This window comes from Sedimentibacter sp. (genome assembly GCF_032080165.1).
Lineage (GTDB): Bacteria > Bacillota > Clostridia > Tissierellales > Sedimentibacteraceae > Sedimentibacter.
In genome coordinates this window covers 71,377-94,795 of sequence record NZ_DAMASY010000011.1, presented here as the reverse complement: position 1 = coordinate 94,795, position 23,419 = coordinate 71,377, and the positions used below count along the sequence as shown (strand labels likewise).

Here is a 23,419-nt window from a genome sequence, read left to right as displayed (position 1 = left end):
ACCATTTCTCAGAAAAAAGACTCTGAGAAATGGGGTTAGGGCATCTTAAACCTCTGTTATTATTACACCTAAATTCTGTAGTTTTGTAACAAATTTCTCGTATCCTCTGTTTATATGATAAATATTGTTTATTTTAGTGGTCCCTTCAGCTCCTAAAGCTGCAATAACCAACGCCGCTCCGCCTCTTAAATCCTTAGAATCCACTTCTGCACCTGTCAATCTTTCTACACCTTCCACTACGGCAACTCTTCCTATTGTAGTTATATTTGCTCCCATTTTCTGAAGCTCGGGTACATGTTTAAATCTACTGTCAAAAACAGTTTCTTCAATAATTGTTATGCCGTTTGCAGTCGCCATTGAGGCCATGAACTGAGCTTGCATATCCGTTGGAAATCCAGGATATGGTTGGGTAGTTACCTTTTCTATAGCATTTAACCTGCCACTGTTCTTTATAACAATTGTTCCGTTTATTTCTCTTATTTCACAGCCAGCATCTTCATAAATTGAGGTTATTGACTTAAAATGAGATTTTTCAATGTTTCTTATGTAAATTTTGCTCTTCATCGATGCAGCTGCACTCAAATAAGTTCCTGCCTCAATACGGTCGGATATAATCTTATATTCAACAGTTTCTGTACTTTCAATATTTTTTCCTTCAATAGTAATAACACCAGTACCTGCACCGCTTATTTCATAGCCGCAGATATTCAAAAAATTCTGTAAATCGACAATTTCAGGTTCTCTTGCCGGATTATAAATCGTAGTTTTTCCAGGAACACCTACTGCATACAGCATTATATTTTCTGTAGCGCCGACGCTTGGGTAATCAAGCGAAATTTCGATTCCTTCCGGCTTCTTGACAGTTCCTATCAACAAACCGTTTTTTTCAATTATTTCAACACCTAATTTTCTTAATCCCTTTAAGTGTAAATCGATTGGTCTAAGCCCTATTTCACATCCACCGGGATAAGCAATCTCAACATTGCCTGTCCTTTGAAGCACAGCACCCATTAAAATTATAGATGACCTTATTTTCCTTACAAGTTTCTCAGGAACCTTGCAGGTATTAAGGTCTCTCGTATCAATCAACGCGACTCCGCTGTCGAACTGAATTTTACATCCCATGGTGCGCAGTATATCAAACATATCTTTCACATCTTCTATATCAGGTATATTCTCAAGAATATATTCTCTTGGGCATATAACTGTGCTTGCTATTATAGGAAGTGCAGCATTTTTAGATCCGCCGATATCAACTATGCCTTCTAAGCCGTTACTTCCCTGAATAATAAAACTTCCCATCTTTATCCCTCCGCAACAAGTTAATTACATATTATATGTTATGCAAAGTTTAACTACTTGTTACTTCCGGATTTACCGTCCACCAAATTTACCATTGATTCATAAATTTTATTTTCCACATCTGCATTTCCCATTCTTTTAGAATTTAAAGCCATAGTTTTTAATAAATTTTTATTCTTAATAATATCTTCTATAGCTGTGATAAGCTGCTTACCTGACAAATCCTTCTCTAAAATTACCTTTGCGGCACCTTCCTTTTCCAATGCTCTTGCATTGTATTCCTGATGATTTTCCGCAGTGTATGTCTTAGGTATAAGTATGGATGGTACTCCCAATAATGTTATTTCAGCTATTGTTATTGCTCCTGCACTGCCGATAACTATATCGGACCCGGATAAAGCAGTAGCAGCATCATACATATAGTCTTTAATTTCAATATTTTTGTCTAATAATATCTTTTCTTCTTTAATTTTATCCATAAATCCATCATGTAGTTTTTTGCCTGTAACATGAATTATCCGGATGCTCTTTTGTCCGTTGTATTTTTTTATAACATCAACAATTGCTTCATTTAAGCTTATCTGACCGCCGCTTCCCCCGAATGAATATATTAATATATCGTCCTGTCTTAAATTTAACCTTGCTCTTGATTTTTTTCTGTCAGCATTCAATATATCTTTTCTGACCGGATTACCAACTAAAATAAGCTTTCCTTTTACTTGTTCGGGAAAGTATTTTTCAGCTTCATTAAAGCTTATTGCTACAACATCTGCTACCTTTGCCAGCATTCTGTTTGTAATACCGGGAAAAACATTTTGTTCATGAATCATAGTAGGTACCTTTTTCAGACTTGCTGCCAATACCACGGGACCACATACGTATCCGCCTGTGCCCACAACTATGTCCGGTTTAAAATCATTAATAATTTTCGTTGCCTCTATAACTCCCTTAACAGAAGCGAAAAGAGTTTTTACATTTTCTATGCTTATTTTCCTTCGCAGGAATTTTGCGGTAACATATTTAAATTCTAACCCTTCCTTAGGAATCAGCTCACTTTCAAGACCTGTCTTTGTTCCCACATACAAAATTTCATTATATGGATCTTGTTGTCTGACTTTTTGCGCTATTGCCAATGCAGGATTGATGTGCCCTCCGGTTCCCCCGCCTGTAATAAGTACTCTCATATTCAGCTCCTGTATGTATTCGAATATTTCGATATATTCAATAAAATGCCCATTGATAACAATAAAAACATCAAAGAAGAACCTCCTGCACTTATGAAAGGCAACGCCCTTCCTGTTGGTGGCATTGATGAGGTTGCAACCGCAACATGTATTAAAAATTGAAGCAATACCAAGGTTGTTATACCAAGAGCCACCTGACTTCCAAAAAAATCATCCGTATTCATAGAAATTCTTAAACCTCTCCATGCAAAAATAACAAAGCCTAAAATTACAAATACGCAGCCAATAAATCCAAGCTCTTCACCGATTATTGAAAATATAAAGTCATTGTATGCTTCAGGTAAATGAAAAAATTTTTGTCTGCTTTTCCCTATACCCATTCCAAACAATCCGCCTGTTCCTAAAGCATAAAGGGATTGAATTATCTGATATCCTTCATTCAGCGGGTATTTAAACGGATCGAAAAATACAATAATCCTTGTTATTCTGTAGGTTTCCATGGAAATCAAAACTACGACACCTGCAACTGCAAGCAAGAATAATACAAATAAATGAGTCATTTTTGCTCCCGCACAAAAGAACATTACCATCAATGTTCCACCTAATATAACGGCTGTGCTTAAGTCATCCTGTATTGCAATCAGTAAACAAAAAAAACCGATTAATATCATTGAAGGAAAAAATCCTTTTGTTAGAGAACTGATATTTTTTCTGTTCTTATCAAAATAATGGGCCATGTATAAAACTCCGCCTATTTTTATTATTTCTGATGGCTGGAGCGATATACCGCCAATGATAATCCATCTTTGAGCACCGTTGGAGGCAATACCTATGACTATCGTAAGCAATGCAAAACCTATACATGTTATCAATATAACCTTGTTGAACTTTGAATAAATTTTATAAGGTATATTAGCTATAAAAATCATTCCAACAAAGCCAGCAACCGCTGCAATTACCTGTTTTTTTAGAAAGTAAAAAGGGTCCTTGTCAAATTTATAGTACCCGTCTGGAAAACTTGAACTATAAACCATCAAAAAACCAAAGAGTACCAATACTACCACAACAAATACCAATACCCAGTCGATAGAAGTTTTTCTACTTTGCTTTTGTACTGTTCCCTCCATAATATTTTACCCTCTCCTTAAAGTCTCTTCCTCTAACTTCATAATTAGGATACATACCCCAGCTTGCGCATGCGGGAGACAGTACGACATTATCCCCCTTTACACTTAATTCAAAACACTTTTTAACTGCTTCATCCATATTTTCCACTCTGTATATATCTGTAAAACCGTAGCTTCTTGCACAAGCTTCAATTTTGTCTGCCGTCTGTCCCAACAAAATTAAGCTCTTTACCTTATTGTCAAAGTTTTTAATAAACTCATCATAAGAAGAATTTTTGTCATACCCGCCTGCTATTAATATTATAGGTTTTTCTATTCCTTGAATTGCTTTTATTGATGCATCGGTATTTGTTCCCTTGGAATCATTATAAAATTTTACGCCGTTATATTCTCCGCAAAATTCTAATCTATGCTCCACTCCTTTAAAATTCTTCAGTACATTTGCTATAGTTTGCGTATTTATACCTAAGCTTAGAGCGGCGCCTGCCGCACACATTGCATTTTCTAAGTTATGCTTTCCGGGTATAAATATATCATTTATATTTATAATAAATTCAGTTTTCTCATCTCTGCTATACATGATTTTCTCGTCCTGCACATATATTCCTTCATCTAATACGCGTTCAGAACTGAAAAATATTTTTTTAGCTTTAATTTTATCAGTAAAACTCATTATTATTTCATCTTCGTAATTTAATATTGCATAATCATTTTCATCTTGATTTACTACGTTTCTGAATTTTGCATCAATATAGTTTTCATAGGTGTGGTGAAAGTCCATATGATCAGGAGTTATGTTTGTTATAACCGCTATGTGAGGTTTATAGCAAAAAGTTCCTGCAAGCTGAAAGCTGCTGACCTCCGCCACAAGCACATCATCCTCATTGGAATTAACGGCATCATAAAACATTCCGGAACCAATATTACCTGTAATCTTATGATTTTTTTTGCTTTCCTTTATTATTTCACCGATTAGAGTTGTAGTGGTTGTCTTTCCGTTTGTTCCGGTTATGGAAACAATAGTTGCATCCGTAATCTTGTATGAAGCTTCAATATCACTTATTACTCTTATATGTTTTTCTGTAAGCATCTTGATAATGGGTACTTCATATTTTATTCCCGGACTTTTAATCGCTAAATCAATTATATCGAAATCTATTTTGTCTATTTCATTATTGCCAAAAAAATATGATGCTTCTATTTCTTTTAATTCCTGTAATTTCTCATCGCATTTTTCTTTTGGAGATTCATCATATACAAATATACGTGCTCCTAATTTATTTAACCCTCTAATACATGCTATGCCGGAAACACCAAGTCCGACAACAAGTATATTTTTATCTTTCATTTAAGTACCTCTCAAATCCATCTTAAAAAAGCCCATTAATATTGTATGTTATCTATACTGAATAAATGCCTATAAATGCAAGTATGACTGTTGCAATCCAAAAAACTGCTACTACCTTTGTTTCCTTCCAGCCGCACATTTCAAAATGATGGTGCAGCGGAGCCATTTTAAAAACTCTTTTTTTAGTTCTTTTATAGTATAAAACCTGTATAATTACAGAAAGTGCTTCTGCAAAATAAATACCGCCGATTATAGGAATTAATAAAATCATGTTTGACATAACCGCTACGGCAGATACGGCACCTCCTAATGCCAATGAACCCGTATCACCCATAAAAACCTTGGCAGGATTTGCATTATGCTTTAAAAATCCGAGGCATGCCCCTGAAATTCCCGCAGAGAAACCAGCTATGCCGCTAAATATAGGATTTATATCCTTCATGCTGTTTGCTATCAAGCTGAAGGCAGCCATAACTATCAACGTAACTCCTGTGTTCAGCCCATCTAATCCATCTGTCAGATTCACTGCATTTACAATTCCTAAAACTACAAATAAAACAAAAGGTATATATATAATTCCCAAATCTATGTATGCATTAATAAATGGAATTATTAATTTTGTACCGTATACACTGTATCTTGAACCGTATAATGCAAGTAGAAAAGCAAATATGAACTGTCCGATGATTTTTTGATACGCCCTTAAGCCTAAATTACGTTTACGATTAACTTTTAAATAATCATCTAAAAATCCTATGAAACCAAAAGCAACCGTAAAAAACAATCCGGTCCAAGCTTCCTGTGTATAATAGCCACTGGTAAACAATGAAATTATAACTGCTAAAATTATAATAATTCCGCCCATTGTGGGAGTTCCCGCTTTTGTAAAATGGGTCTTAGGCCCCTCCTCCCTGATGCTTTGTCCTACTTTCAATCTCTTTAAAACCGGAATTACAACCGGTCCAAGGAAAATAGCTATGAGAAAAGATACGATTATTACTCTTAATATTTGTCCGTTTGCTTGCATATTAAACTCCTTATTCCGTTAATCCCCTTTTTCTCTCAACATCCTTAATGGCGTTCTTGGCAATAGTACCCTCGTCATATGGAACTTTTTCTACTCCCATATCTTGATATGGTTCTGTTGATTTTCCCGCAAATAATATTACATCCTTGCTCTTTGAGTTGTCAATAGCATAATAGATTGCCTTATCTCTTTCGATGATAATTTCATATTTACCATTGTATTTTTTTACACCTTCAGCTATTTCAAGACATATATCATATGGGTCTTCAAATCTTGGATTGTCGGATGTAAGTATGCTTAAATCACAATATTGACCTGCAATTTCACCCATAGGAGCACGTCTTGACGAATCTCTTTCACCTCCGGCACCAAACATAACTATTTTTCTGCCTTCCGCAAATTCATCTATAGTTTCCATAACCTTTTGCAAACCGTCGGGAGTATGTGCAAAATCTAATATAACAATACAATCAAGTTTATTTTCAAGTATTTCAAATCTGCCTGTCACGCCTTTAATTTTACCAAGGGCTTCAATTATATCATCAATATTTATTCCCAGTGAATAGGCAGCTCCCAAAGATCCGAGAGAATTTAAAACACTGAATTTACCCGGTGTATTTACATGAACCTTTTTAACACTGCCGTCTATTTCTAAATCAAAATCGGTTCCTCTCATCGTAGTAACTAAATTGCTTGCCTTTATGTCAGCATCATTTTCAATACCTATTGAAATTGCCTTAACTCCTTCTTCCTTAAGTTCCTTATATAATCTTTCTCCATACGAATCATCAATATTGATAATGTTGTTTACTTTAGCGATATGAAATAATTTTTTCTTTGCCTGATAATAATTTTCCATAGTATTATGAAAATCCAGATGATCTCTTGTTAAATTTGTAAAAATACCCACATCAACAGATATATTGTCAACTCTGTTTAGTTCTAATGCATGTGAAGAAACCTCCATAAAGCAAATCATTATATCCTTTTCCGCCATTTTGGCAAAATATTTCTGCAAATCGGCAGCTTCGGGAGTGGTATTATCGACCTTAATTTTTTCTCCCTCTATTAAAACGCCCATGGTGCCTATAATCCCGGACTTTTCGCCTAAATAATCATATATTCCCTTAAGCAGATATGTAGTACTTGTTTTTCCGTTGGTTCCGGTTACTCCAACTAAGTTCATGCTTTCAGAAGGACGTCCGTATATTATATTTGCTGCAGGTGCCATGGATTGTCTCGGGTTTTCTACAACTATAAAATTGCCCTTATCTTTAACATTTTCAGGGATGTGGTCGCATAAAACGGCCGATGCTCCGTTAGCGATAGCATTTTCGATAAAATTGTGGCCATCGTTGGTATAACCTTTGATTGCGACGAAAATATCACCGTCTTTCACCTTTTTTGAATCATTAGTAATACCTTTAATTTCGATATTTTTATTACCGAAGTAGCTATTATGATTTAATTCTTTCAGTATGTTAACAATATCCATTTTAATGCTCCCCTTAATTAATTGTATGTATTATGTGCAATTTTATCATATTTAAAATTCATTTACAATAAAATTGATGCCCTAACCCTGCAATATCCATCTTATTCTTAGTGAGATTCCTCGCTTTGTTGAATCAGTTTGTAAAAAGGAACGCAATTTGCGTTCCAAAGCTTAAGTATTATTGTCATAATTTATTTAATTTAAAATCAAAGTAACCAACGAATGTTTTGCAACCCTCTCTCCCGCTTTAGGGAATTGCTGCTTGACAATTCTGTCTTCTTCAACCTCAATTGTTATATTACTTTCTAAACCCGACTTTATTAATCTATCCGTTGCTTCAGCAATTGTAAGTCCCAGCAATGCAGGAACCTCAACCATTTGCTGCTCAACGTGACCAAGCTCTTCCTCTGTATAAACCGGCTCTACATCGTAATATTTCATAATATTTTCTAACAGATCGGCTGCCACAGGTCCCGCAACAATACTTCCGTAATAACCGATACTTCTGTCCGGTTCATCAACCATTACAAGAACAACCGCCCTTGGATTATCAACCGGCGCAGTTCCTATAAAAGATGATATGAATTTGCCGTCGATGTATCTTCCATCTATGACCTTTTGAGCTGTACCTGATTTACCGCCTATTCTGTATCCCGGTCTGTATGCCTGTTTGGTTCCGGCTTCGGCAGAATCCTTCATTATAGAAAGCATCATCTTGCTTGTTTCCTCGGAAATAACTTTTCTTCTTATTTCCGGTTCAAAGTTCTCAACAACATTTCCGTCATCATCTATTAATTGCTTTACAATTCGAGGTTCCATCAAATTTCCGCCGTTAGCTATGGCAGAAACCGCCGTAATCAATTGTATCGGAGAAACCGCAACACCCTGACCAAATGCCTGTGTTACAACATCAACATCCTTCATGTTTATGGGCTCTTTTAAAAGCCCCATTGCTTCTCCATTCAGCATAATTCCCGATTGCTCCTCTAAACCGAAAGCTTTTAAATATTTATAAAATGCTTCCTTACCTATATCAAGACCTATTTCAGCAAGTGCGTCATTGCATGAATTCTGAATCGCTTCAGATAATGTTTGCTGTCCGTGCGGTCTGTAATATCTCCAGCACTTTATGTTGTTACTTGTAATTTGTCTTACATATCCATCGCAGAAATATGTTGAATCCAAGCTTGCCGCATTTTCTTCAAGAGCAATGGCTGTTGTCAATAATTTAAATGTGGAACCGGGTTCATATATATCATTAACAGCAGGGTTTCTCCACATGTCGAACCATGACTTTTCTAATTCCTCTTTCTGTAATGTTTCCCACAATGCCTTAATTTCTTCATCTATGGGTATCTTAGGGTCATTTGGATCATAATCAGGCTTTGACGCCATAGCAAGTACATCGCCGTTATTTGGATCCATAACTATAATCGTAGCTCTTAAAGCATTATAATCATTTAAAACTTTTAGTGCTGCTGACTCTGCATAATGCTGTATAACCTCATCAATCGTTAAAACAACGCCCAAACCGTTTGTAGGTTCATAATAGGCATTGTAGCCAAAAGGAAGCTCTCTTCCGAGGGCATCGGTGTTTATAACGGTCCTTCCCGGTATTCCTGTTAAATATTCATTATATGTAGCTTCAACTCCGTAGAGCCCATCCTGATCTATATTTGTAAAGCCAAGTACATAAGGTGCGAAATTTCCATATGGATAGACACGTTTGTTATCTTCAATAACACTTATGCCGCTTAGCTCCTGCTCCCGTATTTTTTGTGCCTGCTCTTCCGTTATCCATCTTTTTATAGCCACATATGAATAATCGGAAGTAATTCTGCTTAACACTTCTTCATAATCCATTTCTAAAATTTCAGCTAAAATTTTAGCAGTTTCCTCCGGTGTTCTTGTATTAACGGGAATGGATTCACCTGCTGTATTTTTACTGATTGATTTGTTTAGTTTTTTTAGCAGCCCGGTAAGTAATCCGCCATTCGCTTCTTCGTCGGGTGTATCCTCATTAGCTGATAAATTACCTTTTTTAACGTCGGCAGGAATACATACTACCGTACTTGAATTAACGCTTACCGATAGCTTTTTGCCTTTAGCGTCATAAATTGTCCCTCTTTTGGCACTTATGGTAATATCCCGGGACCAATTTTCCATGGCTTGCTTTTTATATTCTTCACCGTCAATTATTTGTATGAATCCTAATTTAACTATCAATGCAATTGTAACTAAAAAAAAGAAAAGCAAAAATACCAACATTCTTTTTTTATTTTGAAGGTTAGTAGTGCTTTTAATACGCCTTTTCATTGCTGCACCCCCTATTGAATGAAACTTACCACCTTATCAACTATACCTAATAGTATATTTTGACCTTTTTCTTTTGCTTTAACAGTTTCATCCTCAGTTGTTTCAGGGCTTCCATATTTAAAATCAACAAATACCGTCTGTTTTCTTGTAGGATAATTCATGCCTAAATATGTTTTAGCCAATTCTTCTATACTATTTGTGTTTTTGATACTCTCAAGAGCTATGTCGTAAGCGGCTATGTCATTATTAAGATTTGCTATGTCTTTATTCAATGTATTCAGTTCCATCTGTTTGTCTGTTATTATGGCATAATTATACACTATTATAATTCCAAGAACAAAGGTTATAGCGATCATGGCTGTATTTTTTATACTTTCTATAACATTATTATTTTTCTTATTTCTTTTTATTCGTTTTTTATTGGGAGAATTTAACTCTTGTCCATAATCAATATCAATGACTTCTTTTCTTAAAGCTGACATTTATTACACCCTCTCTCCTATTCTTAGCTTTGCACTGTGTGCTCTGTGATTTTCGTTTATTTCGTCATCCGATGGAACGATTGGCTTTTTGGTTATTATTTTTAATTTTCTTCTGTGGTCGCATATACATTTAGGAAATTCCGGCGGACATATACAGTCCTTGTTCAAATCTGCAAATGTATTTTTTACTATTCTGTCCTCTAAGGAATGAAATGTAATAACGCAAATTCTTCCGCCTTTTTTCAAATTTTCTATCGTCTCTCTAAAAGTGTTTTCAAGTATTTCAAGTTCTCTGTTAACTTCTATTCTTATTGCTTGAAACGTTCTTTTTGCAGGATGTGAACCTTCCTGTCTGACTTGCTTTGGTATTGCTTTTTTAATGATGCTTACAAGCTGACCCGTAGTTTCTATAAATTCATTTTCTCTTTCCTGTACGATGAATTTTGCTATCCTTGATGCCCACTTTTCTTCACCGTATTCCCAAATTATCCGGGATAATTCATTTTCCTCATATCCGTTAACTATATGTCTTGCGGTAATTGTACCGCTCTTATCCATCCTCATATCAAGAGGCATATCACGATTGTAGCTGAATCCTCTTTCCGGTATATCTAACTGAAAAGACGAAACGCCTAAATCAAATATTATACCGTCAATCTTATCTATATGTAATTCTTTCAAAACTTCATTTATATTGCTGAAATTATTTTTAACAGCTATGAAATTGTCATAATCCTTTAATCTTTCCGTTGCCTTTTCAATGGCATAATCATCCTGGTCAATACCGATAACCTTACCTTTAGTTACATATTTAAGTATTTCGAAGGTATGACCTCCGCCTCCCAAGGTTGCATCAACATAAATCCCGTCTGTCTTTATATTAAGCCCTTGGATAGCTTCATTCAATAAAACCGAAGTGTGTCTGTAATCCATCTGGCTCCTCCCCTATAGTCCTATCCCCAAATCTGACATTTTTTCTGCTATGCTGTCAAAATCATATTCATCGTTGTTAGAATAATTATCCCAGCTGTCCTTGTTCCAAATTTCAATTCTGTCTATAACCCCTATTACAACAGCTTCTGAATTTAATTCACTGAACTCTCTCAGAGATGGCGGTACTAATATTCTTCCCTGTTTATCGAAAGAGCATTCACTGAATCCCGAAACAAATCTTCGCAAGAAAAATCTTTCTTCTTTATTAAAGGTGGATAAATTTTTAAGCTTACCGACAAATTCTGTCCATGTTTCAATAGGATAAATGAACAAGCACTTATCCAAGCCCTTACCGATATAAAATGTTTCTCCAAGCTCATTTCTAAATTTGGAAGGAATTATAACCCTTCCTTTCTCATCAAATGAATGTACATATTCACCAGTAAACATTTTCTACCACCTACTGGGCATATTATACCACATTGTGGGATAAAAATGCCACCATTATTTTTGAAAAAGGCAAAAATATTTTTTTATGTCATCCCGAACGCAGTGAAGGATCTCATCTTTACATGAAAAATAAAAAAAGGACGCACATTTTAACGAGTCACCAGTTAACGGCAAGCAATGTGACTGTGTCCACAGTCACGAAGTAATTTTTATATCTCATAAACAAGCTGGTAGATTTATTATGTATTTTCTGGTATAATTTTCATAATAGCGTTTTTGATAGTTGCAAAGTTCTGATATTTAATTTAACGCAAAGTTGAATTTACAGTTGCAAATATAATAATCTTTCACTTTCTCAGGAGAAAACTAAAATGTATGATGTAATAATAATTGGAGCGGGCCCGACGGGCTGTGTTGCCGCACGGGAATTGGCCTGCAACGGGTATAAAGTATTATTGGTTGAAAAACTCAAGATGCCAAGGAATAAATCTTGTTCCGGTATCCTGATAAAAAAGTCAATGAATATGGTTCGGCAATACTTTGGCGAAGATGTACCGGAGTTCACCATGTGTACGCCAACGAATAACCGTGGTATGATCTTTACTAATGATAAAGGTCAGGAATATCGATATGAACAGGAAGGATTAAATATATGGCGCAATTCCTTTGACTATTGGCTGTCTACAAAAGCTGTCGAAGCCGGTGCCGAGCTACGTGATGGAACCGCCGCTCTGTCATGTGAGGAGCGAGAGGATTGTGTTCTGGTAAATCTCAAGGGAACTTCCGTTTATTCCGAAAAGGCGAAAATAGTCGTTGCCTGCGATGGCGTTGTTGGTTCTATCAGACGAAAGTTTCCCCATACACCACAAAGCTATATAACGACTTACCAAACCTTCAATATAGGCTCCATAGATTTGGATTATCATTATTTTTATGCCTATTTGCAACCATATCTTTCGGAATATGATGCGTGGTTTAATGTGAAAGACAATTATCTCATTTTCGGTGTATCAGTTAAGGATACAAGGAACCTTGAATATTATTATTCTGAATTTATTGCCTATATGGAAAAGCATCACAACGCGAAAATTAAAAAACGGGAAAAGGCTGAAAAATGGCTTATGCCTCACATCATGCCCGGATGTCCTATAGCATACGGAAATGGGAAGGTATTGTTTGCAGGCGAAACGGCTGGTTTTCTTAACCCTATGGGCGAGGGCATTTCGGCAGGAATGGAAAGCGGGTACGCGGCTGCAAAAGCAATTGAGAAAATAGATTTGAACAGTAAATTAGACTTAAAAACACTGTACTCATTTTATCAGGACAATACTTCTGCATTAAGAGTTTATATGCAGCGACAATGGAGTTTTGTTGCAGGTATGGCAAGCACATTCAACTACATGAAACTATAAAATCGCAGGGAGCCGCAGCAATCACGCCAGCTCCCCGTTGTTTTTAAAGCTCCAGCACCGTCGCTAAAACTCTCAGAATGACAGTGCCTGTCATCCTGAGTATCAGCAAAGAATCTTCATTGTTGTTTTTTCTTTTTTACTACATACCACAGAGCAACACCTGATAATATCATGGCTAAGCTTATCAGCTGTGCTACACGCATATTTAAAAACATTAAACTGTCAGTTCTCAATCCCTCTATGAAAAATCTGCCTGTCGAATATAAAATCAGGTAAAGTGCAAGAACCTGACCGTGTGTGGTTTTCTTTTTTCTTGCAAACCATGTGAGAAAAATAAATACCGCAAGGTTTATTATAGATTCATATAAAAATGTGGGATGTACTTTTTGACCATTCACCACTATTCCCCACGGCAAATCAGTTGGTCCGCCGTGAGCTTCCTGATTAACAAAGTTTCCCCATCTGCCTATTGCCTGACCAAGTGCAACACTTGGTATTAATATATCAAGAAGCTGAAGCACATTAATTTTTCTTTTCCTGCAAAACAATATGCCGGTTATTATACCTGCAATAAGCGCGCCGTGTATTGCAAGTCCACCGTTTCTTATGTTGATGATTTCAGAAAGATTCGTACTGTAATAATCCCAGGTAAATATCACATAGTATGCTCTTGCACCAACTATAGCAACAGGAATTGCAATTAATAAAAAATCAAGTACATTGTCTTCCTTGAAGCCGGTTCTTTTTGCTTCTTTTAACGCAAAGAAAACTCCCAAAAGAACTCCCAGTGAAATTAAAACACCGTACCACATTATTTCTATTCCAAATATTCTAAAAGCGACAGGATCCATAAATACCTCCTATATGTAAAGTTAAAAGCTTATCTAATTGTAAATATATATCCTTAATATAACATTAACAATTATATAGACATATCACTTTTAAGTCAAACAAAAGATGATTATGATAGTTTCATCCGTCACAATAAATAAACACTATATTTAACTATTATTATATATCGATATTCATAGCCTTTTTAACATTTTCAACAGTTTTATTACCAATTATATTTGCTGTTTGGCTGCCATCAAGTATAATATCACGCACTTCTTTAATGTTTTCTTCATAATAAGCACGTTTTTCTCTAAATGGCTCAAGGATTAAATTTATCTTTTTTGATAAAATATTTTTGCAGGCTACGCAACCAATATTAGCAGCTTTGCACATTTCGCAAATATTATCATAATCTTCACGATTGAATGCTTTATGATATTTACTTACCGTACATATATCCGGATTGCCCTTATCTTTTACGCTTATCCTATTCTTATCAGTTACTGCTGATTTTACCTTCTTATTTACATCTTCAGCATTATCCGACAGATAAATTGCATTACCAAGACTTTTACCCATCTTAGAGTTTCCATCCAGACCAATAAGCCGAGGCATATCACTGATTAAAGCTTCCGGCTCATTAATGATAATCCTGCCATTACCATATAAATCATTAAATCTTCTCACAATTTTTCTTCCTAATTCTATGTGGGGAATCTGGTCTTCTCCAACCGGAACTAAATCAGCGTTGCAAAAGGTAATATCTGCTGTTTGACTGACGGGATACCCTAAAAAACCGTAACTTAAATCATCATACCCGTATTGCTTCGCTTCCGTTTTTATAGTTGGATTATGACGTAATGAATTTACCGAAACCATCATTGAATAAAATACAGTTAACTCTGCAATTGCGCTTATCTTAGATTGCAAAAAAATAGTTGACTTGTTTGGGTCTAATCCAACTGATAGATTGTCAATTGCAACATCATATATACCTTCATTAATTAACTCAGGCTGTTCAAAATGAGTTGTCAGCGCTTGTATATCCGCTAATATAATAAAGGTGTCATATTCATCTTGTAATTTTACTCTGTTTTGAAGACTTCCTACATAATGTCCCAAATGTAATTTTCCGGTTGTTCTGTCACCCGTTAAAATTCTTTTCATTTTTATACCTCCATATACACAAAAAACTTCTGCCCCAAAGGGACAGAAGTCTATAATTCTGTTTTGCCACCCAAATAGCAAGTTTCACATACTAACATATGCTTCCTTCATAACGGTTAGGATTTCCGTCAACGACTACTCACACAGTTTTCGGGTTGACCTCATGAGTCCATTCAACATAGATTGAAATGCTATATTCTCACCTTCAATAGCTCTCTGAAATTCAATTTCATATGTTTACTACTCTCATTCAACAGTTTAATTTTATTTTTATTATATAATATGTTACAAGAAATTATTTGTCAAGTCAGAAAATCTGACAAAATTGGAATTATGACATGAAATTTCTTTTCATTACATTCTCAATTTTGCTTCGTACTTTCTTTCCAATTGCTCAAGTATCTTTTTATGGATGCTTTCAACTTCTTTTTCTTTTAAAGTACGCTCTTTGTTTCTATAGGTAACCGAAAATGCAGTTGACTTATATCCTTCCTGGACGTGTTCACCCTTGTAAACGTCAAACAATTCTACACTTTCAATCAAATGTGGATTTACAGCTTCGATCGTTTCAATCATTTCTCCTGCCAACACTTCATCCTTAACTATAACCGCTATATCTCTTACCATGGCAGGGTATTTAGGAAGCGATTCATATTTCCAGTTTGTATCCTTGTACTCTAATAGTTTTTCAATATCTATTTCAGCAGCATATACCTTGTGGTCAATTCCATAGTTATCAGCAGCTTCTATACTTATTTCTCCGTAAATTCCTAACAAATCATCATTTACATACATTGCTGCCGTTCTTCCCGGATGGAATGACGGATTATCTGTTACGGGTTTTAAATTCACCTTAATTCCTAATCTTGACAGCATCACTTCCATTATGCCCTTCAAATCAAAGAAATCATAATTTCCGTACATACCGAGACATAATTTTATTTTTTCATAGGGCTCATTAACAACCGGCTGTTCCTTGGGAATAAATATACTTCCTACTTCAAAAAGCTTTGCTTTTTCTACTCCTCTGTTAGAATTTCGTGCTATAACTTCCATCATATTAGGAATAAGAGTGGTTCTCATAGAGCCGAAATCTTCTCCCAAAGGATTTAAAATTCTCACGTAGTTTCTAAGAGGGCTGTCAGAGCCGGCACATATATTATCGTATGATTTGGGACTTATAAATGAGTACGTTGTAATTTCATACAATCCCATACCGCAAAGTATTGTCTTGATATGATCCTCCAAGTTTCTCTTGTCGGATTTTCTTCCAACTCTTGTACTTCCTAAAAGCGGCGCAGATTCTATCTCCTCAAATCCGTACAATCTTCCTACTTCTTCAATTAAGTCGGCTTCCTGTTCTATGTCGGTTCTGAAATAAGGAATTTTACTTATTATTTTTTCACCGTCAAAGGCTGATTCAATTTCTAAAGAATTTAAATACTTCAGCATATCGTCAACAGGCATATCAACACCTAACAGCCACGGCACTCTATGCGGTCTCAAAGTAACAACAGGCGCCGTATATTCGCTTTTACCCGCTTCCAAGTAACCGCCCACAACTGTTCCCGCACCAATCATCTCTATCAATTGGCATGCTCTCTTGTTAGCCAGTTCCACCATTACATAGCCCATCGGTTTTTCATTTCTTGCAGATGCTTCTGAGCGCATACCTAATTTTTTGGATGTTTCTCTTATTGATTTAGGATTAAAGTTTGCACTTTCTAATACCATAATCTTTGTATCGTCGTTAATTTCCGAATAGTAACCGCCCATAACACCTGCTATACATGCGGGCTTTTCGCTATCGGCAATAACAAGCATGCTGCTGCTTAAGCTTCTTTCATTTTGATCTATTGTAACAATTTTTTCATCCTGCTTAGCTCTTCTTGCTATTAATTTTCTTGCCTCTAAGGCTTCTAAGTTGTATGCATGCAAAGGTTGACCAAGCTCAAGCATAACAAAATTTGTAACGTCTACAATGTTGTTTATAGGTCTCATTCCCGCATCCATCAATGTTCTTTGCATCCATAGCGGAGAAGGCCCTATTTTTATATCCTTTATTACCTTAGCATAGAAACGAGAGCACAAATCTTCATCCTCAATTTCCACACCGTTTAGGTAATCTTTAATGTCTCCCTGCTCATTTTTGATTTCAATTTCAGGAAATTTAAACTTTGTTCCAAGTGTTGCCGAAGTTTCTCTCGCCATACCCACTATGTTTAAGCAATCAGGTCTGTTGAAAGTAACTTCAACCTCAAGAGCGCTGCCGTCTAATTCTAAAATATCCTTAATATCTTTTCCAAGCTCTGTATCCGGTGGCAGAATCGCAATTCCATCCCTCGCTTCCTTAGGTATAACCTTGTCGTCAAAGCCCAGTTCTTCATAAGAACACATCATTCCGTATGAAGGAAGTCCTCTGAAATTAGATTTCTTTATCTTTAAGCCAACAGGAAGCTCTGCTCCTTCCAAGCATACAGGAACAACATCTCCCACCTTAACATTTTTAGCTCCCGTTATTATTTGAACGGATTTCTCCTTATTTATGTCTATCTGTGTAACAATCAATTTATCTGCATTAGGATGTTTCTCTATTTCAAGAATTTTTCCTGTTACGACATTGGTTACTTTCTTTTCATAATCAATAACAGCATCCACGTGCGAACCTGTCAAGGTTAACTTGTCGGCCAATGTTTTATCATCAGTATTAATATCAACGTATTGTTTCATCCATTTAATTGGTACTAACATTTTCTTACCTCCTAAAACTGTTTTAAGAATCTTACATCATTTTCGAATAACAATCTGATGTTAGGAATTCCGTACTTAACCATTGCAACTCTGTCAATTCCCATGCCAAAGGCGTAACCTGAATAAACTTCAGGATCGATTCCGCAGTTTCTCAGAACATTAGGATGTACCATACCGCATCCCAAAAGCTCCATACTCCATCCGGTTCCTCGACATGCAGGACATCCCTTACCCATACATATATGACATGAAACATCAACCTCTGCACTTGGTTCGGTAAACGGGAAGTTATGAGGTCTGAAACGCGTCTTAACGTTATTTCCGAATAATTCCTTTACGAATTGATCGATGGAATCCTTTAAATTTGCCAAAGTAACACCCTTATCCACAACTAAGCATTCCATTTGGTGGAACATAGGAGAGTGGGTATCATCCACATCATCGAATCTGAATGTCCTGCCCGTACAAACCGCTCTGATAGGAAGCTTATCTTCTTTTACAGCTTCTTTCATAGTCCTGACCTGGACGGGTGATGTATGTGTTCTAAGTATTAAGTCATCGGATATATAAAATGTGTCCGACCAATCTCTTGACGGATGATCATACGGTGCATTCAAATCGTCAAAGTTGTTTGCAACGGTTTCAATTTCAGGACCGCTTACCACATCATAGCCCATACGCATAAATACACTTTCCAATTCTTCTTTAGCCTGGAGCAAAGGATGTCTTCTTCCTATTTCAGGAGCTCTGCCCGGCATCGTTATGTCAAGAATTTCTGATTTAACTTTATTAGAAGATTCAAGCGCGGTGATTTTTTCTTTTATTGCTTTCATTTCTTCTTCTATTATTGCTCTTACTTCATTGGCAAGCTTTCCGATTTCCGGTCTTTCTTCTTCTGTCAGGCTGCCCATTGATCTTAAAATTGCAGTTAAATCTCCTTTTTTCCCCAAGCACTGAATTCTTATCTTTTCTATATCTGTATTGTCAGCGCATTCTTTTAACTTATTTAATACTTCTTCTCTTAATTTTAAAAGCTGCTCTCTCATATATACTCCTTTCGTACTATAAAAAATATAAAAAGCGATTTTTCACCTCATAAGAGGCGAAAAATCGCGGTACCACTCTTTTCACATTCAATTGACAATTATATACATGTGTCATAATTGAATGTCTCATTCTATTTAACGATATTTACCGTGCAAAACTACTATATTTCATTCTGCAAGCTCCAAAGTGAATGTTCAGTATAAAATGTTTAAAATCATTTTCAGCCACGATGATTTTTTCTCTGATAACATTAACTTATACCTACTGTGCTTTTTCATTGCTTTTAATATATTTTTCGGTTTAAACTAATTCGCATTAAATAAGTTCCATTGAAGCGAATTAGTTAATACTGTTTTTCTATGTCGCGTACAATCATTTGTCCGCATTTTTCAATCAGAACAGTATACGTATGATTATAGCAAAGATAAATCTATTTTACAACAATTTTTTTCTGATTTCATAAATACTAATGCCTGCTGCTATGGATGCGTTCAATGATTCAGCTCTTCCTGGCATTCTTATGGTTATATTCATACAGGAATTTTCGATAATTTCCCGGGAAACTCCCTGACCTTCATTACCGATTACCACACAAATCTTATTTTCTTCTTTTAAATCATCAAATGAATACTCAGATTCTACCACTGTTGAAATTATTTTAAATCCTTGTTCCTTCAAAGCTTTGATTAATTCAATATCTGAGTCCATATAGACATACGGAACTCTAAATAATGAACCGGCAGAAGCTCTTACCACCTTCGGATTATGAATATCGACACAGCCTTTGTTTAATATAACTGCAGCAGGACCGAAAGCATCCGAGGTCCTGATAATCGTTCCTAAATTGCCGGGGTCTTGTAATCTGTCGCACACTATTACAAACTTATAATTTTGAAGAATATCATATATATTATATATTTTCTTCTCTATAACGGCTATAACTCCCTGAGCATTGATTGTATCTGCTGCGCTGTTAAAAGTATTGTCATCACAAACATATACTTCATATCCGGACTTATATGTTATTTCATATAATTCTTTGATATCGGATTTATAAAATGAAGCTTCGCCAAATAATAAATACATTATATTCTGATTTTCATTGATTGCTTCCTTTACAAATTTAATTCCTTCAACTATAAAAGCATTTTCTTCATCACGCTTCTTTTTTGAAGCAAGAGAACGTATAAATTTAATTTTGTTGTTGTCTTTGCTTTTTATAATATTCATAATTACCTTCTATAGACACACTTTTTAAATTATTTTAAGCTTCTTTAAATTATCATTAGGACCTAATAAGATTAATACATCATCTTTTCTAATAATTGTTTCGAAGGAAGGAACTATATTTATACTATCGCCTGTTTTTATAGCTATTATTGTCATGCCATATTTTCTTGATAAGTTTAAATCCTCTAACGATTTATCTTCCCACTCTTTAAGAGCCACAATTTCAATTATACTGTAATCAGGTGAAAATTCAATTACATCCATTATATTTGGAGTAACTAAAGAATATGCTACTCTCATTCCCATATCTCTTTCAGGAAAAATTACTTTATCAGCACCTATTTTTTGCAGAAGCTTACCGTGGGTTTCGTTGGCCGCCTTTGCTATTACCATTGGTACACCTGCTTCTTTCGCTATTAATGTTGCCATTATGGAAGCTTCTAAATTAGAACCGATTGCAATAATGGCTACATCAAAATTTCTTAATCCCAAAGTCCTGAATGATGCTTCATCTATTGAATCCATTTGAACTGCATGAGTTATAGTTTCAGACAATTCCTTAATAATATCAATATCTTGATCAACAACCATAACGTCGTAACCTAATCTGTTTAAAGTTTTAGCCGCTGCAGAACCAAATCTGCCGCATCCTATAACTATTATCTGTTTCATAAATACTCCTAACCGATAATTACTTTACCTTCCGGATAAGTGTAATTACCTATAAATTTGTTTTGTCTTAATAATGCATAAGCAACTGTTATCGGACCTACTCTTCCAACAAACATCAGCATTGATACTACAAGTTTACCTGCTGTGCTTAAAGCAGAAGTTATTCCCCTTGACAAGCCCACCGTTCCAAAAGCAGAAACCGTTTCATATAAAATATCCAAAAAATCAAAACCGGACGTTTCTTCTGTTACAGATAAGATTGTGGATACTATCATAATTAAAAACAAAGATATCAGCAATATTGCAGCAGCTCTGATTGTTGTTTCCGGCAATATTCTTCTTTCAAAAACTTCAAAATCTCTTTTTCCCTTAAATAAGTTATAGAATGAAATAATCAGAACTCCTATTGTGGTAGTTTTTATTCCTCCTGCCGTCGATACCGGAGAACCACCTATAAACATTAGAATTACAGTAATCACTGCTGTTGCCATCCTTAAGTTTTCTAAAGGAATTGAATTAAAGCCAGCTGTTCTTGGATTTACAGCCTGAAAAATTGAAGCATTAACTTTTCCTGGCAAATCCAAAGCACCTATTGTACCAGGATTGTTATATTCAAGTAAAAAAAACAAACCTGTTCCTATAAATAACAGCAAACCTGTAATAATCAAAACTAACTTTGAATGAAGAGTAAGCATACGGAATTTTTTGCTGACATGTATATCCCAAAGCACAAAATAGCCGATTCCTCCGACTACTACTAACCCACAAACCGCCAAGGTAATAATAGGATTGTCCACATAATTTATCATACTGTTGCCTATCAGATCAAAACCTGCGTTGCAAAATGATGAAATTGCATGAAATATAGAAAAACCAATCCCTTTTAAAACCCCATAATCCTTAATAAATACCAAAGATAATAATAATGCACCAAACAGCTCCATCAAAAATGTGTAAAGCAAAATGTTTTTAGTTAGCCGTACAACGCCCTGTAACTCATCCACACTTCTTTCTTCCATTATTAATACTCTTGTTTTAAGAGAAATTTTCTTTCCTATGAAAAATGAAATCATTGCAGTCATAGTCATAACTCCAAGACCGCCAATTTGTATCAATACTGCTATAACAGCTTTACCAAATATTGACCAATGAGTTGCAGTGTTAACTACTACTAATCCGGTAACACACGTTGCTGATGTGGCTGTAAAAAAAGCATTGACAAATCCCACGCTGTTTCCGTCCCGCGATGCAACAGGAAACGTCAATAGTATTGTCCCTATAAAAATTATCAATGCGAATCCGAAGATGAAAACTAAATATGGATTCTTTTTTATATTGTTTATTTTTTGTTTAAAATATCTCATAATAACCTCTAATACAATATTGCACATATTTAGATAACTCATGCACAATCTACTCTTGCATAATGATTATATCACTCAAAACTATAATTACAAGAAATAATATTATTATAGTAGCTTGTGAACAAAAAAAGACTGTAAACACAGTCTTAATTCTTATGCCATCTTTACTTGTTCAACTAAGCTTGTAAAACCTGCCGGATCGTATATAGCCATTTCTGATAACATTTTTCTGTTTATTTCAACATTGTTTTGTTTTAAAAGATTAATAAATTTGCTGTAAGATAATCCGTTTTGTCTTGCAGCTGCATTAATTCTTGCTATCCAAAGCTGTCTGAACTCTCTTTTTCTTAACTTTCTTCCTACATAAGCGTATGAAAGTGATTTCATAACTGCTTGATTTGCTGTTTTATATAATTTACTCTTTGCTCCGTAGTAACCTTTAGCAAGTTTCAATATTTTTCTATGGTTTTTCTTAGCATTTACAGCTCTTTTAACTCTTGCCATTTAAATTTCCTCCTGAAACTATTCCTATATTAGTATGGTAATATCTTACTGATTCTGTCCATATCAGCACTTGAAACTAATGTGCTTTTTCTTAAACTTCTTATTGATTTAGAAGCTTTTTTACCTGTAAAGTGATTTTTGCCGGCTTGTGATCTTTTGATTTGACCGCTTCCTGTTTTCTTAAATCTTTTTGCTGCTGATCTGTTAGTTTTTAATTTTGGCATAACAGTTCCTCCTTAATGTTATTTTTTAGGTGCTAAAAACATAGTCATGTTTTTGCCCTCTACTATTGGTTGCTTATCTATAACAGAATATTCTGATGTCAATTCAGCAAATTGCATCAGTACTTCTTTTCCAGCATCCATATGTCCAAGCTCTCTCCCTCTGAAACGAACGACAACCTTAACTCTGTCTCCGTCTTCAAGGAATTTACAAGCATTCTTAGCTTTAACACTTAAATCATGATCTTCGATGTTTGGAGTCATTCTGATTTCCTTTACATTGATGACCTTTTGTTTTTTCTTGGATTCTTTTTCTTTCTTAGCTTGAGCATATTTATATTTGCCGTAGTTCATAATTCTGCACACCGGTGGCTCTGCATTTGGAGACACAACAACTAAATCCAATTTTTTACCTTCGGCAATTTTTAATGCTTCTTTTGTACTAATAACTCCTAACTGAGTTCCATCAGAGTCTATGACTCTTACTTCCTTTTCACGAATTTGCTCGTTGATTTGAAGTTCCTTAATAATTTACACCTCCAATTTTTTATAT

21 protein-coding genes and 1 other annotated feature are annotated in these 23,419 nt (G+C 35.3%); of the genes, 1 reads left to right on the top strand and 20 read right to left on the bottom strand.

The annotated features are described in order from the left end of the window. Window positions 1-45: 45 nt before the first annotated feature. The 10 genes from murA to mraZ form a co-directional block, all read right to left on the bottom strand. Window positions 46-1,302, bottom strand: a complete 1,257-nt coding sequence (murA, locus tag RT412_RS14090) for a UDP-N-acetylglucosamine 1-carboxyvinyltransferase (protein ID WP_313344937.1) — start codon at window positions 1,300-1,302, stop codon at window positions 46-48. A 53-nt stretch (window positions 1,303-1,355) separates the two neighbouring features. After that, the gene (murG, locus tag RT412_RS14085) at window positions 1,356-2,486 is read right to left on the bottom strand and encodes an undecaprenyldiphospho-muramoylpentapeptide beta-N-acetylglucosaminyltransferase (RefSeq protein ID WP_313344940.1); all 1,131 of its coding nucleotides are present in this window, start codon (window positions 2,484-2,486) and stop codon (window positions 1,356-1,358) included. Window positions 2,487-2,488: 2 nt separating this feature from the next. Next, the gene (gene ftsW / locus RT412_RS14080; RefSeq protein WP_313344943.1) at window positions 2,489-3,613 is read right to left on the bottom strand and encodes a putative lipid II flippase FtsW; all 1,125 of its coding nucleotides are present in this window, start codon (window positions 3,611-3,613) and stop codon (window positions 2,489-2,491) included. Next, window positions 3,585-4,961: a UDP-N-acetylmuramoyl-L-alanine--D-glutamate ligase gene (gene murD / locus RT412_RS14075; RefSeq protein ID WP_313344946.1), complete on the bottom strand. Its 1,377-nt coding sequence runs from the start codon at window positions 4,959-4,961 to the stop codon at window positions 3,585-3,587. Before murD ends, ftsW begins: the two co-directional genes overlap by 29 nt. A 52-nt stretch (window positions 4,962-5,013) precedes the next feature. Continuing rightward, window positions 5,014-5,988: a phospho-N-acetylmuramoyl-pentapeptide-transferase gene (mraY, locus tag RT412_RS14070; protein ID WP_313344949.1), complete on the bottom strand. Its 975-nt coding sequence runs from the start codon at window positions 5,986-5,988 to the stop codon at window positions 5,014-5,016. 10 nt (window positions 5,989-5,998) lie between these two features. Beyond that, window positions 5,999-7,483: a UDP-N-acetylmuramoyl-L-alanyl-D-glutamate--2,6-diaminopimelate ligase gene (locus RT412_RS14065; RefSeq protein ID WP_313344952.1), complete on the bottom strand. Its 1,485-nt coding sequence runs from the start codon at window positions 7,481-7,483 to the stop codon at window positions 5,999-6,001. A 195-nt stretch (window positions 7,484-7,678) separates the two neighbouring features. Further along, a complete protein-coding gene (locus tag RT412_RS14060) occupies window positions 7,679-9,799 on the bottom strand; it encodes a penicillin-binding transpeptidase domain-containing protein (RefSeq protein WP_313344955.1) in 2,121 nt (706 codons plus the stop codon). An 11-nt stretch (window positions 9,800-9,810) separates the two neighbouring features. Beyond that, the gene (locus tag RT412_RS14055) at window positions 9,811-10,281 is read right to left on the bottom strand and encodes a hypothetical protein (RefSeq protein ID WP_313344957.1); all 471 of its coding nucleotides are present in this window, start codon (window positions 10,279-10,281) and stop codon (window positions 9,811-9,813) included. A 3-nt stretch (window positions 10,282-10,284) separates the two neighbouring features. Next, complete coding sequence (gene rsmH / locus RT412_RS14050; RefSeq protein WP_313344960.1) at window positions 10,285-11,214, bottom strand: 16S rRNA (cytosine(1402)-N(4))-methyltransferase RsmH; 930 nt, start codon at window positions 11,212-11,214, stop codon at window positions 10,285-10,287. 12 nt (window positions 11,215-11,226) lie between these two features. Then, entirely contained in the window at window positions 11,227-11,664 is a 438-nt protein-coding gene (gene mraZ / locus RT412_RS14045) for a division/cell wall cluster transcriptional repressor MraZ (protein ID WP_313344962.1), read from the bottom strand. A gap of 371 nt (window positions 11,665-12,035) precedes the next feature. Here mraZ and RT412_RS14040 point away from each other — a divergent pair, with 371 nt between their 5' ends. Beyond that, complete coding sequence (locus RT412_RS14040) at window positions 12,036-13,076, top strand: NAD(P)/FAD-dependent oxidoreductase (RefSeq protein WP_313344965.1); 1,041 nt, start codon at window positions 12,036-12,038, stop codon at window positions 13,074-13,076. Window positions 13,077-13,192: 116 nt separating this feature from the next. Here RT412_RS14040 and lgt read toward each other — a convergent pair whose 3' ends face one another. The 10 genes from lgt to infC all read right to left on the bottom strand — a co-directional run bounded on the left by lgt (window position 13,193) and on the right by infC (window position 23,397). Next, window positions 13,193-13,927, bottom strand: coding sequence for a prolipoprotein diacylglyceryl transferase (gene lgt / locus RT412_RS14035; RefSeq protein ID WP_313344967.1), 735 nt, complete (start codon window positions 13,925-13,927; stop codon window positions 13,193-13,195). A gap of 160 nt (window positions 13,928-14,087) precedes the next feature. Continuing rightward, window positions 14,088-15,077 (bottom strand): tryptophan--tRNA ligase, encoded by a 990-nt coding sequence (gene trpS, locus RT412_RS14030; RefSeq protein ID WP_313344970.1) that lies wholly within the window; start codon window positions 15,075-15,077, stop codon window positions 14,088-14,090. A gap of 354 nt (window positions 15,078-15,431) precedes the next feature. Then, window positions 15,432-17,828: a phenylalanine--tRNA ligase subunit beta gene (pheT, locus tag RT412_RS14025; protein ID WP_313344972.1), complete on the bottom strand. Its 2,397-nt coding sequence runs from the start codon at window positions 17,826-17,828 to the stop codon at window positions 15,432-15,434. Window positions 17,829-17,839: 11 nt separating this feature from the next. Then, the gene (gene pheS, locus RT412_RS14020) at window positions 17,840-18,874 is read right to left on the bottom strand and encodes a phenylalanine--tRNA ligase subunit alpha (RefSeq protein WP_313344975.1); all 1,035 of its coding nucleotides are present in this window, start codon (window positions 18,872-18,874) and stop codon (window positions 17,840-17,842) included. 49 nt (window positions 18,875-18,923) lie between these two features. Continuing rightward, window positions 18,924-19,162: a binding site (T-box leader), on the bottom strand. A 148-nt stretch (window positions 19,163-19,310) separates the two neighbouring features. Next, complete coding sequence (locus RT412_RS14015) at window positions 19,311-20,105, bottom strand: RNA methyltransferase (RefSeq protein WP_313344978.1); 795 nt, start codon at window positions 20,103-20,105, stop codon at window positions 19,311-19,313. Between the two features lie 24 nt (window positions 20,106-20,129). Continuing rightward, a complete protein-coding gene (locus RT412_RS14010; protein ID WP_313344980.1) occupies window positions 20,130-20,777 on the bottom strand; it encodes a TrkA family potassium uptake protein in 648 nt (215 codons plus the stop codon). 8 nt (window positions 20,778-20,785) lie between these two features. After that, on the bottom strand, window positions 20,786-22,141 hold the full coding sequence (locus tag RT412_RS14005) for a TrkH family potassium uptake protein (protein WP_313344982.1): 1,356 nt from the start codon (window positions 22,139-22,141) through the stop codon (window positions 20,786-20,788). 153 nt (window positions 22,142-22,294) lie between these two features. Beyond that, on the bottom strand, window positions 22,295-22,645 hold the full coding sequence (rplT, locus tag RT412_RS14000; protein ID WP_313344985.1) for a 50S ribosomal protein L20: 351 nt from the start codon (window positions 22,643-22,645) through the stop codon (window positions 22,295-22,297). Window positions 22,646-22,674: 29 nt separating this feature from the next. Continuing rightward, on the bottom strand, window positions 22,675-22,869 hold the full coding sequence (rpmI, locus tag RT412_RS13995; RefSeq protein WP_312700114.1) for a 50S ribosomal protein L35: 195 nt from the start codon (window positions 22,867-22,869) through the stop codon (window positions 22,675-22,677). Between the two features lie 18 nt (window positions 22,870-22,887). Further along, a complete protein-coding gene (gene infC, locus RT412_RS13990; protein ID WP_313345130.1) occupies window positions 22,888-23,397 on the bottom strand; it encodes a translation initiation factor IF-3 in 510 nt (169 codons plus the stop codon). Window positions 23,398-23,419: the final 22 nt, after the last annotated feature.

Excerpts from the sequence above, each read along its gene's own strand:
- rsmH (WP_313344960.1), bottom strand. The coding sequence starts at position 11,214 with ATGGATTACAGACACACTTCGGTTTTATTGAATGAAGCTATCCAAGGG.
- ftsW (WP_313344943.1), bottom strand. The coding sequence starts at position 3,613 with ATGGAGGGAACAGTACAAAAGCAAAGTAGAAAAACTTCTATCGACTGG.
- trpS (WP_313344970.1), bottom strand. The coding sequence starts at position 15,077 with ATGAAAAGAATTTTAACGGGTGACAGAACAACCGGAAAATTACATTTG.
- mraZ (WP_313344962.1), bottom strand. The coding sequence starts at position 11,664 with ATGTTTACTGGTGAATATGTACATTCATTTGATGAGAAAGGAAGGGTT.
- RT412_RS14015 (WP_313344978.1), bottom strand. The coding sequence starts at position 20,105 with ATGAATATTATAAAAAGCAAAGACAACAACAAAATTAAATTTATACGT.
- pheS (WP_313344975.1), bottom strand. The coding sequence starts at position 18,874 with ATGAGAGAGCAGCTTTTAAAATTAAGAGAAGAAGTATTAAATAAGTTA.
- mraY (WP_313344949.1), bottom strand. The coding sequence starts at position 5,988 with ATGCAAGCAAACGGACAAATATTAAGAGTAATAATCGTATCTTTTCTC.
- RT412_RS14040 (WP_313344965.1), top strand. The coding sequence starts at position 12,036 with ATGTATGATGTAATAATAATTGGAGCGGGCCCGACGGGCTGTGTTGCC.
- murG (WP_313344940.1), bottom strand. The coding sequence starts at position 2,486 with ATGAGAGTACTTATTACAGGCGGGGGAACCGGAGGGCACATCAATCCT.
- murA (WP_313344937.1), bottom strand. The coding sequence starts at position 1,302 with ATGGGAAGTTTTATTATTCAGGGAAGTAACGGCTTAGAAGGCATAGTT.
- murD (WP_313344946.1), bottom strand. The coding sequence starts at position 4,961 with ATGAAAGATAAAAATATACTTGTTGTCGGACTTGGTGTTTCCGGCATA.
- rpmI (WP_312700114.1), bottom strand. The coding sequence starts at position 22,869 with ATGCCAAAATTAAAAACTAACAGATCAGCAGCAAAAAGATTTAAGAAA.
- RT412_RS14010 (WP_313344980.1), bottom strand. The coding sequence starts at position 20,777 with ATGAAACAGATAATAGTTATAGGATGCGGCAGATTTGGTTCTGCAGCG.
- lgt (WP_313344967.1), bottom strand. The coding sequence starts at position 13,927 with ATGGATCCTGTCGCTTTTAGAATATTTGGAATAGAAATAATGTGGTAC.
- RT412_RS14005 (WP_313344982.1), bottom strand. The coding sequence starts at position 22,141 with ATGAGATATTTTAAACAAAAAATAAACAATATAAAAAAGAATCCATAT.
- rplT (WP_313344985.1), bottom strand. The coding sequence starts at position 22,645 with ATGGCAAGAGTTAAAAGAGCTGTAAATGCTAAGAAAAACCATAGAAAA.
- RT412_RS14060 (WP_313344955.1), bottom strand. The coding sequence starts at position 9,799 with ATGAAAAGGCGTATTAAAAGCACTACTAACCTTCAAAATAAAAAAAGA.
- RT412_RS14065 (WP_313344952.1), bottom strand. The coding sequence starts at position 7,483 with ATGGATATTGTTAACATACTGAAAGAATTAAATCATAATAGCTACTTC.
- RT412_RS14055 (WP_313344957.1), bottom strand. The coding sequence starts at position 10,281 with ATGTCAGCTTTAAGAAAAGAAGTCATTGATATTGATTATGGACAAGAG.
- pheT (WP_313344972.1), bottom strand. The coding sequence starts at position 17,828 with ATGTTAGTACCAATTAAATGGATGAAACAATACGTTGATATTAATACT.